A 16072-nucleotide genomic window follows, 5' to 3' on the forward strand; every position below is an offset into this window, starting at 1 on the left:
ATCAAGATAATAGTATCAAGTATCGAGATAATAGTATCGAGATAAGGGTATTAAGTATTAAGATAACTAAACTCTTATCATTTGAACAATTTAGCAATAAAACAATTAAATGTTTATGCTAGTAATTAACTGTTGTTTCATTTCAGCAATCGTTTCTGTCGGATCATCTGTGGCAAAAATTGCATTTCCAGCTACAAAAGCATTGGCTCCTGCCGATACCAGTGCAGCAATATTCTGTAAGCCTACTCCACCATCAACCTCTATAATCAAGTTTTCATTTACACCCTGGATTAAAGTTTTTAAGTCCTTTATCTTTTTGTAGGTATTGTGAATGAAGGCCTGTCCGCCAAATCCGGGATTAACCGACATAATTAACACCAGATCAAGATCTTCAATTACATCCTGAAGTAGTGTGACCGGTGTATGCGGATTTAAAGCTACACCTGCTTTACAACCTGAAGACCTAATTAACTGTATGGTTCTATGTAAATGCGTGCAGGCCTCATAATGTACCGTAATTCTATCTGCACCTGCCCTGGCAAATTCCTCAATGTATTTATCCGGCTCTACAATCATTAAATGTACATCCAATGGTTTAATGGCATGTTTTTTTACAGCCGCCATTACCGGAAAACCGAAAGAGATATTCGGAACGAAAACGCCGTCCATTACATCAACATGAAACCAATCGGCATCACTTTGATTAATCATTTCAATGTCGCGCTGCAAATTGCCAAAATCGGCAGAAAGTATGGATGGGGCTATGATGTATTTCATTTAATCGTTTCTTAATTTTTTAATATTTTCTAATTCAATTATATCAATATGGTCTTTCGGGCGATTTGCAGCTTTCTTCGAATCAATTAATTGATTAATATGCAGAAAAGGAATTTCCAATTCATAAATTGTTGCTATAGATGCATATTCTAAACACTTATCAAAACCAAATTCCTCCAAACCTTTAACAGTAGTCATGATATCCATCCGTAAACTATTATCCAAATAAAAATCCGTTCAACCTGGAATAAAAACTAAAGTTTCTAAATTTTTGAAATCTCCCAAACAATATTCTTTAAATGCAGCTCGTAAATTCTGTCTGTTCTCAAGATTATCTTTAATCCAAATATCTATACGTCTGTTGTTCTATGTAAGCCATGCAAATTTGTTGCAACACCACCAATCACAATAAAACGAACATTATTATTCAGCAATGAATGCCACAATTTTAAAATCTCATCATCAAAAACCTCCATTTATTATTCGATTTTTTTATGAGTAATTTTTACAAATTTTAATATCATATTTAGCTTCATCAATCTTGCCATGGTGTGAAAACGCTCTGTATAAGTACTTGATAAGCCTTTTTTCAGTAAATCTTCTTCAGCCTTTTTATAATCAGCAATAGGCTCTTCAACGATGTGAATATCTTTTTTCATCTGTAATGCAAGTTACAAAATCATTGTTAAACAAAATAGCCATCAACAAAAAACCCTTTCAGTAACCTGAAAGGGCTTGTATTTGAGCTGCTGAAACAAGTTCAGCAAGCCGATTACCAATTAAGCTTTTGGCGCAGCTGGTTTTTCTGGTCTTGGCAATAAAACTTTACGTGAAAGTTTCATTTTACCCTGTTTATCGATGTCTAACAATTTAACTTCGATTTTATCACCTTCTTTTAATACACCGTCCATAGTTTCTAACCGCTCCCATGAAATTTCGGAGATGTGTAATAAACCATCTTTACCTGGCATTACTTCAACAAATGCACCAAACGGCATAATTGATTTTACTTTACCCTGGTAAATTTCACCTATTTCCGGTTTGGCAACAATATTACGGATACGGGTAACTGCTGCATCAATTGCCGTTTTGTTATCGGCAAATACTTCAACGATACCTTTACCGTCAACTTCTTCAATTGAGATGGTAGCTCCGGTTTCGCGTTGCATTTCCTGGATAATTTTACCTCCAGGGCCAATAATGGCACCAATGAATTCTTTATCAATAGTTAAAGAAACAATACGAGGTGCATGCGGTTTGTAATCCTCATTAGGCTGACTGATGGTTTTCTTCATCTCGTTTAAGATGTGTAAACGACCTTCTTTAGCCTGTAATAACGCTTTGGTTAATACTTCGTAAGATAAACCATTGATTTTTAAATCCATCTGGCAGGCAACAATACCATTTTCGGTACCGGTTACTTTAAAATCCATATCACCTAAGTGATCTTCATCACCTAAAATATCAGAAAGGATAGCGTATTTACCCGTTTTTTCATCGGTAATCAAACCCATCGCGATACCAGAAACCGGTGCTTTAATTTTAATACCTGCATCCATCAGTGCCAATGTACCTGCACAAACAGTTGCCATTGATGATGAACCATTAGATTCTAAAATATCAGATACGACACGGATGGTGTAAGGATTTGCCTCGCCTTGAGGTAATACCTTTTTCAACGAACGCTGAGCCAGGTTACCGTGACCAATCTCGCGACGGCCGGCGCCTCTGTTTGGTCTAACTTCGCCAGTAGAAAAACCTGGGAAATTATAATGTAACAAGAACTTTTGGTAACCATTAAAGAAAGCACCATCAATCATTTGCTCATCATCTTTACCACCCAAAGTAACCGAAGTTAACGATTGGGTTTCTCCCCGCGTAAATACAGCTGAACCGTGTGCAGCAGGCAAATAACCCACTTCACTCCAGATCGGACGGATTTCGGTAGTTTTACGGCCATCTAAACGGATGCCTTCATCCAACAACAGGTTTCTGATTGCATCATACTGAACATCATGGTAATAATGTTTAGCCAATGCTTTGGTCAAATCGGCAGTATCTTCAGGCATGGCCTCAAAGAACTCGTTGATGATCGCTGTGAAACCTTCTTTACGCACATCCTTATTACCGCCAGCTTTAGCCACGGCATAAACTTTATCATAAGTATCAGCGTAAACCTTTGCTTTTAAATCGGCATCATGGTCTTCATGATTGTATTCACGTTTAACGGTTTTACCGGTTGCTTCGGTTAATTCAACCTGAATAGCGCATTGAACTTTAATCGCATCGTGTGCAAATTTTAAAGCTTCCACCATTTCATCCTCCTGAATTTCGTCGCATTCGCCTTCCACCATACAGATATCGTTGGCAGAACCTGCCACCATAAATTCAAGTGTTGCACGCTCTAAATCGCTGGCAAATGGATTGATTACCAGTTTACCATCAATTTTAGCCACACGTACTTCAGAAATTGGCCCGTTGAAAGGAATATCAGAAACGGATAATGCAGCCGATGCGGCTAAACCCGCCAAACAATCTGGCATGATATTTTTATCAGCAGAGATTAAAGAAATCATTACCTGTGTATCGGCATGATAATCTGAAGGGAACTGTGGACGTAAGGCCCTGTCTACCAAACGGGAAATTAACACCTCATAATCAGATAATCTTGCCTCACGACGTAAAAAGCCACCTGGAATACGGCCGGTTGCCGCATATTTTTCCTGATAATCAACCGATAACGGTAAAAAATCAGTACCTGGTTTAGCACCAACAGTAGATACAACTGTTGCCAGTAACATGGTATCGCCCATTTTTACTACAACCGAACCATCTGCCTGTTTAGCCAGTTTACCTGTTTCAATTTCTACAATTCTACCATCGCCCAAATCGAACGATTTTTTTATTACATTCATTTAATTAGAATTATGGTGCGTTTTCCTCTTTCTACACACCGTTGTTTATATATGTTTTTGTTTTTGCAAACGAAGATAGGATTAAAAAGGCCTATCATAACAAATCCTGTTAAAAAAAATTAACAGGAAATTAAAAAGCCACTCCCTTAAGAATGGCTTTCGTTGATAAAATTCGCTTATTTTTGTTTAATGATATCACGAAGCGATAAAGCTTTGATGATAGCACGATAGCGCTCAATATCTTTTTTGTACAGGTAAGCCAAAATACCGCGGCGTTTACCTACCAATTTTTGAAGTGACAACTGTGTAGAGAAATCTTTACGATTTTTCTTTAAGTGTTCTGTTAGGTGCGCAATACGGTATGTAAATAACGCTACCTGACCTTCTGCAGAACCAGTGTTGGTTTCTACTTCGCCGTGTTGTTTAAAGATTTCGGCTTTCTTTTCTGAACTTAAATACATTCTTGAATAATATTAAAGCAATAAATTAATTAATTGTGGCGCAAAGATAATGCTATTTTTAATGATAAGCAAGCGTGTTGTGACAGAAATATTTATCTTTCTAAAATCCTTTTTTTTATTTTAGATTGAATTTTAAAAACAGCTTAGCGATGCATAAACCTAAAACCCAAAATAATAATAAAATTTCACTTGATACAATTGTTGGTTTGTGCGCTATCGTAACCAGTATTTGTGCCATTATTATCACTTTATACCAAACAAGACTGCAAAAGGTGCAACAATATGCATCGGTAAAGCCTCTGCTCATGAATTATTCGCAGAGTTTTTCAGGTGGTGATGGTAAAAATGGCAAATCCTATCATTATGAATTTATAATCGTAAACCAAGGCTTGGGTCCCGCAATAGTTTCAAATTATTCTTACTCCTACAACTCCAAACGTTTTGAAAACATAGCAGAAATCCTACAACAAATTAAAAAAGAAAACCGATTGGATTCTACAAAGTCAGTGGCATTGGCAAATATCTGGAAGAATGAAATTTTACCTGTTGGTGAGAAGTTAAGTTTAATCAATATAGACGATGACCGTTTAGCTCCGCTGGTAGAAAAGGCCGATATTAAAATTACGATTGAGTATAAATCGCTCTACGGTCAAGAATGGAGGTTTATCAGTAATGATAAATCCGAACCTCAGGAAATTGACTAGCATCTTTTTTGTCAATATTCAATTTTATCAACTGTTCTGCTGCCGCGTTCCAACTCTAAAACATTGTTCATGGCAACTGAAATGTGATTGAGTTTCAGAACGCAAAAAAAAACGCTGTTCAGGGGTATTGGCTCAAATAAATAGCAGCACGCTCCTCAATGATGGTTCGCGTGGAATATTAATATCATATAACTTAAGCTTTCCCATTCTTCTGAAATATACAAAAAGCAAGTAATACTTGACATTGCAAATATTAAATCCCTTAATTTGCACAAAACTTCAACCTTTGGAAAAGAATCAATACAGCATATTTGAAAGCGAATTACGTGTCCGTCCGGATGATATAGACATGTTTAACCATGTACATAACAGCAAATACCTGGATTATGTACTGGCTGCCCGTTATGAGCAGATGGAAAAGTTCTACGGCATGCCCTGGGAGCATTTTACCCAGCAAGGTTTGGGCTGGGTGGTCAGCCATGTGGATATCAATTTCAAGCGCCCCTTATTAATGAACGATTTAATGTTGATCCGGACAGGCATTTTAATGATGCACGATAAAGGCTGCTCGGTTCAATTCGAAATCATCAACAAAAAAACTGGCAAGGTAGCTTCAGATGGCATTTTTGATTATGTACTTATCGATTTAAATACAGGCAGAGGAACCAAAGTTAGCGAAGAAATGATTGTAGCATATAGCATATAACTTTATTAAGCCGTCGTTTCGAGCTAAGCCGGAAAATCTTTATTAGGAACTGCGCTTCAGTCGAAAGGATAAAATTCGCGAGTTCTGTGTTTCTGGTGCAAAAATCTGAAAATCAATGCTCAAAATTTGATAATAAAAATTTTTACTTATCTTTGCCACATCAAAACGACCAGAACCATGATAGTATCTGCAATCCGTTTGAGGTTCTAAGCAACCGAGGATTCCCTCCCATTTTAATTAGATATGTACGCTTAATGGCGTATCATTGGTTTATACACTATTCATTATTATAATTATATGTCACAGTCTACAAAGACACAGGGCAAACTATCGGCTTTTTTCGATATTCTCGTTCAGTCTTTAAAAGGTCATGAGGTTGACTTAACTTCAATCAGTATTAAACGCGCCATTATCTTACTGGCCATTCCAATGATGTTGGAAATGGCTATGGAATCGGTTTTTGCTTTGGTGGATCTTTATTTTGTTGGCCACCTGGAAAATAGCAGTCATGCTATCCAAACAGTGGGATTAACAGAATCGGTTTTAACCATTATCTATTCATTAGCCATTGGTTTAAGTATGGCTGCAACTGCGGTAGTTGCGCGGAGAATCGGCGAGAAGAATCCAGAAGCAGCATCAAAAGCTGGTATTCAGACCATTTTGATAGCCGTTTTTGTCAACATTATCATCAGTATCCTTGGTTTAATTTACGCCAAAGATATCCTGTTGCTTATGGGAGCTTCAACAGAAACAGCCGGGCAAGGTGTTGCATTCGTTCGTATTATGATGGGCGGAAGTATCATTATCGTCCTGCTATTCTTAATTAACGGGATTTTCCGTGGCGCAGGTAATGCGGCGATTGCTATGCGCAGTTTATGGATCGCCAACATTGCTAACATTGTCCTCTGCCCTGCTTTGATCAATGGTTTAGGCCCGATACCCGCATTGGGTTTAACAGGTGCAGCCATTGCCACTACCATTGGTCGTGGTTTAGGTGTTACCTATCAGGTATATCATCTGTTTAATGGTAAAAATGCTTTAAAAATCCGCCTTAGCCACTTTATTCCTGATTTGGAACAGGTTAAAGCCATTATAAAAATTGCTGCTCCAGCTATTTTTCAATTCGTTATTGCCAGCTGCAGCTGGGTATTTCTGACCGAACTGGTTGCTACCACAGGTGGAGATACCGGCTCGGCAGGTTATCAAACTGCACTGCGCCTGATGATGTTTTTTATGCTACCGGCATGGGGTTTAAGTAATGCCGCTGCCACTTTGGTTGGGCAGAATTTAGGTGCGGGCCACGTAGACCGCGCAGAAAAATCGGTATTCCAGACCTTAAAATACATCGTGATTTTTATGGGCGTGGTAACTGTATTGTTCTTAACCTGCGGACATTTGTTCGCAGCATTTTTTACTGAAGATGAAAATGTGATTGCCGTTGCCGGTGAGGCTTTAAAAATTTTAAGTATCGGCTTTGTGATTTATGGAGCCGCAATGGTATTCAATAGCGCATTTAACGGTGCCGGAGATACCTGGACGCCTACCAAAATTAATGTATTCGCCTTTTGGCTCTTCCAGATTCCTTTAGCATATTTTTTAGCAAAGTATTTAGAAATGGGTCCAACAGGCGTTTTCATTGCCATCCCTGCAGCCGAAGCAGGTATTGCGGTAGCTGCATTTATTTTGTTTAAAAAAGGAAAGTGGAAGAAAACGGTTGTGTAGACAGTGAAAGAGTATCCGGAGATCAGATTTTGTTTTCGGCAGGGAAACCGACCCAAGAACCACTGTCTGCTGTTCAATAAACCTGACTACAGCGACATCCTTTTTGGCCAGGCAATTTTGATAACTTTGATCTCATTTTACCAAAAAGATATAGCGAAAGGCAGGACTGACTGATGCGAAAAGCAACTGCCTTTGTTTTTCGGATCAAACAAAAACATCTCCGCTTTAAACCGTATAAAAATTCAGGAATATCACTTTCAGTAACAACTTACAATTTCCATTAAAAAACATATCTTTGCGCAAAGATGAAGCATATACGTAATTTTTGCATTATTGCACATATTGACCATGGTAAAAGTACCCTGGCTGATAGGTTATTAGAATATACAGCGACGATTTCGCAGCGTGAAGCGCAGGCGCAATTGCTCGATAATATGGATTTGGAGCGCGAGCGGGGCATTACTATTAAAAGTCATGCCATACAAATGAACTATAAAGTTGGTGGTGAAGAATATGTTTTTAACTTAATTGACACTCCTGGACACGTAGATTTTTCGTACGAGGTTTCGCGATCAATAGCGGCCTGCGAGGGTGCTTTACTCATTGTAGATGCTTCGCAAGGTATTCAGGCACAAACCATTTCGAATTTATACCTGGCTTTAGAGCACGACCTAGAGATTATCCCGATCCTGAATAAAATGGACCTGCCAGGCGCCATGCCAGAGGAAGTTAAAGATCAGATTATTGATTTAATCGGCTGTGACCGTGACGATATTATTCCCGCTTCAGGTAAAACAGGAATGGGCATACCCGATATTTTACAGGCGATTGTTGATCGGGTTCCGGCTCCGGTTGGCGACACCGAAGCGCCATTACAAGCATTGATTTTCGACTCGGTTTTTAATTCATTTAGGGGCATTATTGCTTATTTCAAAGTGGTAAATGGCGAAATTAAAAAGGGAGACAAAGTAAAATTCATCAATACCGGCAAGGAATACCTGGCTGACGAAGTTGGTATTTTAAAACTGGATATGGCTCCGCGCAACGTGGTAAAAACCGGTGATGTAGGCTATATTATTTCAGGAATTAAGGAAGCACGCGAGGTAAAGGTTGGTGATACCATCACAACCGTTGGCAGGCCGGCAGACAGTGCAATTCAAGGTTTTGAAGAGGTTAAGCCAATGGTATTTGCCGGTATTTACCCGGTTGATACAGAGGATTTCGAAGAATTACGCGAAGCCATGCACAAGTTGCAGTTAAATGATGCCTCTATCGTTTTTGAACCTGAAAGTTCTGCTGCTTTAGGCTTCGGTTTCCGTTGCGGTTTCCTAGGCATGTTGCACATGGAAATTATTCAGGAGCGTTTGGAACGCGAATTCGACATGACCGTAATTACGACGGTACCTAACGTATCGTATGTTGCACACACCACCAAAGGTGTCGAAATTACGGTAAACAATCCGTCCGATTTACCAGACCCAAGTAAACTGGATTCGGTTGAAGAGCCTTTTATCAAAGCCAATATTATTACCAAAGCAGAATTTGTCGGTCCGGTAATGTCACTTTGTATTCAAAAAAGGGGGATTATTGTCAATCAATCCTATCTGACCTCTGATCGGGTTGAACTGGTTTTTGAAATGCCAATGGGCGAAATTGTATTTGATTTTTATGATAAATTAAAAACCATTTCTAAAGGTTATGCCTCTTTCGATTACCATCAGGTTGGTTACCGTAAATCGGATTTGGTTCGTTTAGATATGCTTATTAATGAAGAACCTGTTGATGCCTTATCTTCATTGATTCACCGCAGTAACGCCTACGATTTCGGCAAGAAAATCTGCGAGAAGTTAAAAGAACTGATCCCGCGTCAGCAATTTGAAATAAAAATTCAGGCTTCGATCGGTGCTAAAGTTATTGCCCGCGAAACATTGAGTGCCCTACGTAAAGATGTAACCGCAAAATGTTATGGTGGTGATATTTCCCGTAAACGTAAGTTGTTGGAGAAACAGAAAAAAGGTAAAAAACGCATGCGCCAGGTGGGTAACGTAGAAATTCCACAATCTGCATTTATGGCGGTTTTGAAATTAGATTAATATAGATTTGAGATGTTAGATTTGAGATTTGAGACAAAACCGTTAATCTCAGATCTAACATCTCGTATCTCACATCTCATAAATATGAAATTATTAGACGGTAAATACGTATCAGAAAAAGTTAAAGTTCAGATTGCTGAAGAGGCAGCTGAGTTTTTGAATAAAACCGGTCGCAAACCACACCTTGTAGCCATTTTGGTTGGTAACGATGGTGGCAGTGAAACTTATGTGGCCAGTAAGATGAAAAACTGCGAAAAAGTTGGTTTTAAGTCTTCACTACACCGTTATGATAACTCGGTTACCGAAGCCGAATTACTGGCGAAAATAGAGGAAATTAATCAGGACGCTGATGTAGATGGTTTAATTGTACAATTGCCGTTACCTAAACACATTGATCCCGAAAAAGTGACCGAAAAGATTGATTATCGAAAGGACGTAGATGGTTTCCATCCGGTAAACCTGGGAAGGATGATGCGTAACCTGCCTTGCTTTATTCCCGCAACTCCTTACGGCATCTTGTTAATGTTGCAGGAATACAATATCGATACTACAGGAAAACATTGTGTGGTAGTAGGCCGAAGTAATATTGTGGGCAGTCCTATGAGTATTTTAATGGCTCGTAATGCCAATCCGGGCAACTGTACGGTAACACTCACCCACTCACGTACAAAAGATTTAAAAGAACAGGTTTTGCAGGGAGATATTGTAATAGCGGCAATTGGTAAAAAGAACTTTGTTACCGCTGATATGGTTAAACCTGGTGCCATTATCATTGATGTAGGCATTAACCGTGAAAATTCTACCGAAACCAAATCGGGTTTTAAATTGTATGGGGATGTAGACTTTGAAAATGTTGCACCAATATCATCGTACATTACTCCGGTACCAGGTGGTGTGGGTTTAATGACGATAGTTGGTTTATTGAAGAATACACTGGCTTCTGCAAGGAAAGAAATATACGCTTAAAGGTAGAGGGTGGTGCGGCGAAGGTAGAAAGGCGGAAGGTTAAAGGTAAACCCCACAACTGAAAATTATAGAAAGCAATTCCTTTTTGGATTGCTTTTTTTATTTAAAGACATTAAAGGTAGAAGGTAGGAAGGCGGAAGGTTAAGTAAACCCCACGACTAAAAAATATTGAAAGCAATTCCTTTTTGGATTGCTTTTTTTATTTCAAGACATCAAAGGTAGAAGGTAGGAAGGCGGAAGGTTAAGTAAATACCACAACTGAAAAATATAGGAAAGCGTAGGGCGCTTCAAGATTAGATCAGCAAATTGGTACTGTTCTTCAATGCATTAGCTTGCTTTTATTACGTATAAAATTTTAAATTTACACGTATATATGTAATTTTGTTTTTATAACGATAAGATAATGGATGCGAAACTCACCTTAAGCTTTAATCAGGATGTTGTTGCCAAAGCGAAGAAGTATGCAGCAGACAATAACATTAGTTTATCACGTTTAGTAGAACACCTGTTAACTCAGGTTACCGCTAAAAAATATAAATCTTTAGAAGATTTCCCGGTTGCTGATTGGGTAAGCATGGTTGCTGAAGGTGAGGTAATATATAAAAAAACTTCAAAAAAAACGGCTAAGCAATCCAAAGAAGAATTTTTTAATGCTCAGAAATAATTAATGAGGGTATTTTTGGATGCAAATGTGTTGGTTTCTGTATTAAATAAGGAATATCCTCTTTTCACTTACTCTTCGAGGATTTTAAGCCTGGCAACACATCCAAAATTTGAAATTTATACTTCACCGATGTGTCTGGCGATTGCTTTTTATTTTGCTGAGAAAAAACATAAAACACAGTTGGCCAAACAAAAAATCGATTTGCTTTGCCAATATCTGAAGATCGCCGGTCATTCATCAAAAGGTGTATTAGATACATTATCGAATAAGAAAATACATGACTTTGAAGATGGTCTGGAATATTACGCTGCACAATCTGTTGATTGTAAATGCATCATTACAGAAGATGTGGAGGGCTTTTATTTCTCTGACATTGAGGTATTAAGCTGTCAGGCGTTTTTTAAAAGATATTTGCTTAGTTAATATAATCATAAATATTTACCAGAATTGTCATCCTGAATGCAATGAAGGATCTTTATAGATGATAGATTTCTCTCCCGAACGTTCGGGACTGCGCTTCAGTCGAAAGGACGAGTTTTCTTTCTCCATAAAAGTACGAAGGCACAAAATTTATTTTTACATCTGCTAAGAAGACCTAATTTCTCTGTATACCAATGACAAATGAACTAATGAACCTAACTATCCCCACAATTTACTCCACCAGCTTTCCTCAAAGCCAATATACAGGCCATCTTCACGTAATGCTGTTGGATAGATATTGATATAATCGCCCTGCCCTTCCGCTCCCCTTCCTGTTTTCAAATTGTATTCGTAACGATGAATCGGGCAAACCAGGTTTCCGTTTTTACACCAGCCACCACTAAAATGGCCACCCGCGTGCGGACAATGTGATTGCGTAGCGATAATTTTATCCTCATGATGAAGTACACAAATCTGTTTGCCATTAACAGAAATGGTTTTAATGTCATCAGGATTTGGAATTTGATTGTTATTCAAAGCTTTAAACCACTTCATACAGCTAAATAGGGGAAACAAATATCAGTATTATTTCATCTTTCTGCTAAATTTAGAAATAGAAACTGCTTCCCCATATTTTTTTAGGATATTTGCATCCTCAAAAATGAAACAGGCAATACCAGAAGACGGCACATTACTTCCTTTGATGGAAGAATTTTACACCATACAGGGGGAAGGATTTAACACAGGTAAAGCAGCCTATTTTATCCGCTTGGGCGGTTGCGATGTGGGTTGCCACTGGTGCGATGTTAAAGAAAGCTGGGATGCGGAAATGCATCCGCTTACTGCTTCGGATGTTATTGTGGAAAATGCGAGTCGATTTCCTGGTAAGGCTGTTGTAATTACCGGTGGTGAACCTTTAATTTATAACCTTGATTACCTGACCAATAAACTTAAAGAAAGAGGAATACTCACGTTTATTGAAACATCAGGTGCCTACCCCCTTTCAGGCAACTGGGATTGGATCTGCCTATCGCCTAAAAAGTTTAAAGCGCCAAGGCCAGATATCACGCCTTTCGCTAACGAGTTAAAAGTAATTGTTTTTAATAAAAGTGATTTTAAGTGGGCTGAGGAATATGCGGCAATGGTATCTCCAAACTGCAAACTATATCTTCAACCTGAATGGTCCAAATCAAAAGAAATTACACCGTTGATTATTGAGTATGTAATGGCTAACCCTAAATGGGAGATTTCTTTACAAACACACAAATTTTTAAATATTCCTTAAATTAGTTTACATTAGCTTTGATACCAATGTTAATGTAATGAAATTTTGTTTAATCCTCTCCTTTAGCATACTAAGCTTTTATTGTTTTGGACAAAGTTCTCCAAATAAAAAAGCGCAGGTCTATTTTGAAAAAGCAGGTCCGTTTATTGATAAATTTGATTACTCCTCTGCTGAGCAGCTATTAAAGAATGCGGTAGAATCAGACCCGCTATTCCAGAACGCCTATATCTTACTTGCTGGTGTTTATAAAGCTCAAAAAAAATACCAGGAAGCCAGAATGACTTACGAAAAGGCGATATTAATTAATAAAACGGTTGCTCCCGACGTAATTTATGGACTCGCAGAAACTGTATTTGCTACGCAGGATTATGTAAAAGCAAAACAACATTTTACTGAGTTTTTGGTACTGGATTCTTCATCTGAAAAAGCGAGAAGAGCAAAGAAATACCTCCTGGATTGCGATTTTGCAGATTTAGCAATAAAGAAGCCTGTAAAGTATAACCCCATAAATTTAGGTGAAGGCGTGAATACACCTGATGCTGAATACTTTCCTGCGATAACTGCTGATGGTGAAACATTGGTTTTTACCCGCCAGGTAAATGGTAATGAAGACTTTTGGACCGCCCAGTTTAAAAATAATGCGTGGGGCCTTGCTACACCATTATCCAACAAGATAAATACAGAAAAATATAATGAAGGTGCACAAACCATTTCTCCTGATGGAAAGTATTTGTTTTTTACCGGATGTAACCGACCTGATGGCTTAGGCAGATGTGATATTTATGTTTCTCACCGTGAAGGAAAAGATTGGGGTGAACCCTATAATGTTGGTCAGCCCGTTAATTCGGAGTTCTGGGAATCGCAGCCGGCTATAAGTCCTGATGGACGTACATTGTATTTTATCAGCAACAGACCTGGCGGGTTCGGGGGGTATGATATCTGGAAAAGCACCATTACCGATGATGCAAAATGGGGACCAGCCATTAATCTGGGACCTGAGATCAACACCCCTTTTGATGAAAATACTCCTTTTCTGCATGTAGATGGTAAAACACTATATTTTTCATCAAATGGCTGGCCAGGGTTTGGGAATAAAGATATTTATTTTAGCAGACTGGGTAATGATGGCCAATGGCAAAGGCCAATCAATATTGGTTATCCGATCAATTCTTTTGAAGATGAAAGCGGCTTAATAGTAAGTGCTGATGGAAATTTAGGGCTGTTCTCTTCAAATTTAAAAGGTGGTTACGGCATGCAGGACATTTATAGCTTTGGCATTCCAGAAACGGCCAGACCTTTAAGGATTTCTTACGTAAAAGGAATTGTAAGAGACCGTGATACCAAAAAAACAATCGAAAGCAATGTGCAGGTAATAGATCTGAAAACGAATAAAACTGTTTTTGATGATTACACCGATTCCGAAACCGGTCAATTTTTGGCGGTAATGCCCATAGGGAGTAATTATCTGTTTAATGTAAATGCCGAAGGTTATCTATTTTACTCGGAAAACTTCGAACTTAAAAGTGGCGATATTAATAAACCTTACCAAATTGAAGTCTACATTGAAAAAATAAAACAAGGCGGAAACGTAACCTTAAAAAATATTTTCTTCGACACCAATAAATTTAATCTTTTACCTGCTTCTATCCGCGAACTTGACCTGCTGATCGAGTTTTTGCATCAAAATGAACACGTACAGATTGAGATTCAAGGCCATACAGATAATGTCGGCGATGATCAGTTGAATGAAAAATTATCTTTTAATCGGGCTAATGCTGTTTACGAATACCTGGTTAAAAACAGCATAGATTCAAAACGGCTTACTTTTAAAGGCTTTGGAGCCAGTAAACCCATTGCAGATAATAAAACTGAAGCAGGGAGAAAGATTAACAGAAGAACATCATTTGTAATTACGAAAATATAGCATACTGTGAAGGGCTATTATATTAAATGCAGGTGACCAATTAGTAAACCGGTGTGAAAATATTCAAGGTGCAGCAGTTGTGAGGCCCTTTAAAAATGGGCTTAAATTTCAAAAAACAAAAAGAAGTAATAGAATTTAATCATTAAATATGTCTCAAAACTACGAAAACCATAAAAGATTTTATCCGCCGTTCCATTTCTTCGCGGTACCGCTAACAGTTATAGGACTGTGTTTTTCCATATATTCCTGTATTGCCATCCCTACTATCATTACGGGCTTGTTGGTGCTTGCATTTTTCCTGATTGCGATTATAGCGGTAATGGCCAGGATGTTTGCACTTAAAGTCCAGGACAGAGCAGCAAGGGCTGAAGAGAATCTGCGTTATTATATGCTGGCCGGCAGTGCACTTCCAAATGAACTAAGCATCAGCCAGATCCTCGCTTTACGTTTTGCAGGAGATGAAGAATTTTTAACCTTGGTTGATCAAGCTGTTAAGAATAAATTATCTCCAAATGAGATCAAAAAAAGCATAAAAAACTGGCGGGGTGATTATCACCGGATATAATTACCCGCCTGGGATCAGGAACTACCGAAACCTCGCTTCTGATATCTTCAATATCTGATAAAAACTGCTTTTGGATTAGCTTACTAAAAGCTTATTTCAATAGCTGATTTCTTCCTCTATATCAACATTTTTTGCCATCAAATGCATAGCGCAGCTTATTACAAAATAATTTTCAAAATGTTCCGCCAATTGATACTTTTATAATATGGATAATGTAAAACCCCTACCCGATTTATCAGCAGAAGAACAACGAGTTTTAGGCGCCTTAATAGAAAAAAGCCGCACCACACCTGATTATTACCCAATGACATTGAATAGTTTAACTGCAGCGTGCAACCAAAAAAGTTCAAGAAATCCGGTAGTAAATTACGATGAGGAAACCGTAACCTTAACATTAAACCAACTTAAAATTAAAGGTTTAATTGCTACAGCTGCAGGCGGATCAAGCCGGGCAACTAAATACAAACATAATTTAGCGATCGTTTATCCGCTATTGCCTTCAGAGTTAGCTATAATCTGCCTTTTGCTGCTACGTGGCCCTTTAACGCCCGGGGAAATTAACAGTAATTCAGGAAGGTTATATGAATTTGAAAGTATAGAAGAGGTTTTAGAACAACTCCAAAAACTATCGAATGATGAACCTGCCTTTGTAAAACAATTGACAAAGAAAGCAGGTCAGAAAGAGGCCCGTTTTATCCATCTTTTAGGCGAACAGGCTGAAATCACCGTCGAAACTGAAACATTTACAGCACCACAAATCGATACCACTGCATTGGAAAATCGCATTGAAAAGCTGGAGTTGGAAGTGGAAGAACTTAAAGAACTGGTAAATTTGTTGATGGACAAGTAGATTAGCCTGTTCATTTGCAT

General features: G+C 38.3%; 17 protein-coding genes. 11 read left to right on the forward strand and 6 right to left on the reverse strand.

Annotated elements, in window-relative coordinates:
- Positions 1-105 precede the first annotated feature (105 nt).
- The 5 genes from rpe to rpsO all read right to left on the reverse strand — a co-directional run bounded on the left by rpe (position 106) and on the right by rpsO (position 4153).
- Positions 106-777: a ribulose-phosphate 3-epimerase gene (gene rpe, locus DV942_RS01825; protein ID WP_145854782.1), complete on the reverse strand. Its 672-nt coding sequence runs from the start codon at positions 775-777 to the stop codon at positions 106-108.
- Positions 778-975, reverse strand: coding sequence for a hypothetical protein (locus tag DV942_RS23615; RefSeq protein ID WP_222431146.1), 198 nt, complete (start codon positions 973-975; stop codon positions 778-780).
- 281 nt (positions 976-1256) lie between these two features.
- Positions 1257-1436 (reverse strand): hypothetical protein, encoded by a 180-nt coding sequence (locus DV942_RS01835; protein WP_145854784.1) that lies wholly within the window; start codon positions 1434-1436, stop codon positions 1257-1259.
- Positions 1437-1556: 120 nt separating this feature from the next.
- On the reverse strand, positions 1557-3692 hold the full coding sequence (gene pnp / locus DV942_RS01840; RefSeq protein ID WP_145854786.1) for a polyribonucleotide nucleotidyltransferase: 2136 nt from the start codon (positions 3690-3692) through the stop codon (positions 1557-1559).
- Between the two features lie 176 nt (positions 3693-3868).
- Positions 3869-4153, reverse strand: coding sequence for a 30S ribosomal protein S15 (gene rpsO, locus DV942_RS01845; RefSeq protein WP_090979643.1), 285 nt, complete (start codon positions 4151-4153; stop codon positions 3869-3871).
- Positions 4154-4302: 149 nt separating this feature from the next.
- Between rpsO and DV942_RS01850 the strand changes: the two genes are divergently transcribed.
- The 7 genes from DV942_RS01850 to DV942_RS01880 all read left to right on the forward strand — a co-directional run bounded on the left by DV942_RS01850 (position 4303) and on the right by DV942_RS01880 (position 11431).
- Positions 4303-4857, forward strand: a complete 555-nt coding sequence (locus DV942_RS01850) for a hypothetical protein (protein ID WP_145854789.1) — start codon at positions 4303-4305, stop codon at positions 4855-4857.
- A gap of 286 nt (positions 4858-5143) precedes the next feature.
- On the forward strand, positions 5144-5563 hold the full coding sequence (locus tag DV942_RS01855) for an acyl-CoA thioesterase (RefSeq protein WP_090979647.1): 420 nt from the start codon (positions 5144-5146) through the stop codon (positions 5561-5563).
- A gap of 297 nt (positions 5564-5860) precedes the next feature.
- A complete protein-coding gene (locus DV942_RS01860; protein ID WP_145854791.1) occupies positions 5861-7285 on the forward strand; it encodes an MATE family efflux transporter in 1425 nt (474 codons plus the stop codon).
- Positions 7286-7590: 305 nt separating this feature from the next.
- On the forward strand, positions 7591-9378 hold the full coding sequence (gene lepA / locus DV942_RS01865; RefSeq protein ID WP_090979653.1) for a translation elongation factor 4: 1788 nt from the start codon (positions 7591-7593) through the stop codon (positions 9376-9378).
- Positions 9379-9462: 84 nt separating this feature from the next.
- A complete protein-coding gene (locus DV942_RS01870; RefSeq protein WP_090979656.1) occupies positions 9463-10344 on the forward strand; it encodes a bifunctional 5,10-methylenetetrahydrofolate dehydrogenase/5,10-methenyltetrahydrofolate cyclohydrolase in 882 nt (293 codons plus the stop codon).
- Between the two features lie 403 nt (positions 10345-10747).
- Positions 10748-11008 (forward strand): DUF6364 family protein, encoded by a 261-nt coding sequence (locus DV942_RS01875; RefSeq protein WP_145854794.1) that lies wholly within the window; start codon positions 10748-10750, stop codon positions 11006-11008.
- 3 nt (positions 11009-11011) lie between these two features.
- Positions 11012-11431 carry a PIN domain-containing protein gene (locus DV942_RS01880; RefSeq protein WP_145854796.1) on the forward strand — a complete coding sequence of 140 codons (420 nt, stop codon included), beginning with the start codon at positions 11012-11014 and terminating at the stop codon, positions 11429-11431.
- 216 nt (positions 11432-11647) lie between these two features.
- Here DV942_RS01880 and DV942_RS01885 read toward each other — a convergent pair whose 3' ends face one another.
- The gene (locus tag DV942_RS01885) at positions 11648-11983 is read right to left on the reverse strand and encodes a Rieske (2Fe-2S) protein (protein ID WP_145854798.1); all 336 of its coding nucleotides are present in this window, start codon (positions 11981-11983) and stop codon (positions 11648-11650) included.
- Between the two features lie 106 nt (positions 11984-12089).
- On the opposite strand from DV942_RS01885, the gene DV942_RS01890 reads away from it, so the two are divergent.
- The 4 genes from DV942_RS01890 to DV942_RS01905 all read left to right on the forward strand — a co-directional run bounded on the left by DV942_RS01890 (position 12090) and on the right by DV942_RS01905 (position 16052).
- Entirely contained in the window at positions 12090-12713 is a 624-nt protein-coding gene (locus DV942_RS01890) for a 7-carboxy-7-deazaguanine synthase QueE (RefSeq protein WP_145854801.1), read from the forward strand.
- A gap of 37 nt (positions 12714-12750) precedes the next feature.
- The gene (locus tag DV942_RS01895) at positions 12751-14637 is read left to right on the forward strand and encodes an OmpA family protein (protein WP_145854804.1); all 1887 of its coding nucleotides are present in this window, start codon (positions 12751-12753) and stop codon (positions 14635-14637) included.
- 148 nt (positions 14638-14785) lie between these two features.
- Positions 14786-15202, forward strand: coding sequence for a DUF6526 family protein (locus DV942_RS01900; RefSeq protein ID WP_145854806.1), 417 nt, complete (start codon positions 14786-14788; stop codon positions 15200-15202).
- 205 nt (positions 15203-15407) lie between these two features.
- A complete protein-coding gene (locus DV942_RS01905; protein ID WP_145854809.1) occupies positions 15408-16052 on the forward strand; it encodes a YceH family protein in 645 nt (214 codons plus the stop codon).
- Positions 16053-16072: the final 20 nt, after the last annotated feature.

It is taken from the genome of Pedobacter suwonensis (genome assembly GCF_007833675.1).
GTDB classification, from domain to species: domain Bacteria; phylum Bacteroidota; class Bacteroidia; order Sphingobacteriales; family Sphingobacteriaceae; genus Pedobacter; species Pedobacter suwonensis.

Bases quoted from the DNA above. Each gene is read 5' to 3' on its own strand.
- DV942_RS01905 (WP_145854809.1), top strand. From the start codon at position 15,408: ATGGATAATGTAAAACCCCTACCCGATTTATCAGCAGAAGAACAACGA.
- DV942_RS23615 (WP_222431146.1), bottom strand. From the start codon at position 975: ATGACTACTGTTAAAGGTTTGGAGGAATTTGGTTTTGATAAGTGTTTA.
- DV942_RS01835 (WP_145854784.1), bottom strand. From the start codon at position 1,436: ATGAAAAAAGATATTCACATCGTTGAAGAGCCTATTGCTGATTATAAA.
- rpe (WP_145854782.1), bottom strand. From the start codon at position 777: ATGAAATACATCATAGCCCCATCCATACTTTCTGCCGATTTTGGCAAT.
- DV942_RS01880 (WP_145854796.1), top strand. From the start codon at position 11,012: ATGAGGGTATTTTTGGATGCAAATGTGTTGGTTTCTGTATTAAATAAG.
- pnp (WP_145854786.1), bottom strand. From the start codon at position 3,692: ATGAATGTAATAAAAAAATCGTTCGATTTGGGCGATGGTAGAATTGTA.
- DV942_RS01890 (WP_145854801.1), top strand. From the start codon at position 12,090: ATGAAACAGGCAATACCAGAAGACGGCACATTACTTCCTTTGATGGAA.
- DV942_RS01885 (WP_145854798.1), bottom strand. From the start codon at position 11,983: ATGAAGTGGTTTAAAGCTTTGAATAACAATCAAATTCCAAATCCTGAT.
- DV942_RS01850 (WP_145854789.1), top strand. From the start codon at position 4,303: ATGCATAAACCTAAAACCCAAAATAATAATAAAATTTCACTTGATACA.
- rpsO (WP_090979643.1), bottom strand. From the start codon at position 4,153: ATGTATTTAAGTTCAGAAAAGAAAGCCGAAATCTTTAAACAACACGGC.
- DV942_RS01875 (WP_145854794.1), top strand. From the start codon at position 10,748: ATGGATGCGAAACTCACCTTAAGCTTTAATCAGGATGTTGTTGCCAAA.
- DV942_RS01895 (WP_145854804.1), top strand. From the start codon at position 12,751: ATGAAATTTTGTTTAATCCTCTCCTTTAGCATACTAAGCTTTTATTGT.
- DV942_RS01900 (WP_145854806.1), top strand. From the start codon at position 14,786: ATGTCTCAAAACTACGAAAACCATAAAAGATTTTATCCGCCGTTCCAT.
- DV942_RS01870 (WP_090979656.1), top strand. From the start codon at position 9,463: ATGAAATTATTAGACGGTAAATACGTATCAGAAAAAGTTAAAGTTCAG.
- lepA (WP_090979653.1), top strand. From the start codon at position 7,591: ATGAAGCATATACGTAATTTTTGCATTATTGCACATATTGACCATGGT.
- DV942_RS01860 (WP_145854791.1), top strand. From the start codon at position 5,861: ATGTCACAGTCTACAAAGACACAGGGCAAACTATCGGCTTTTTTCGAT.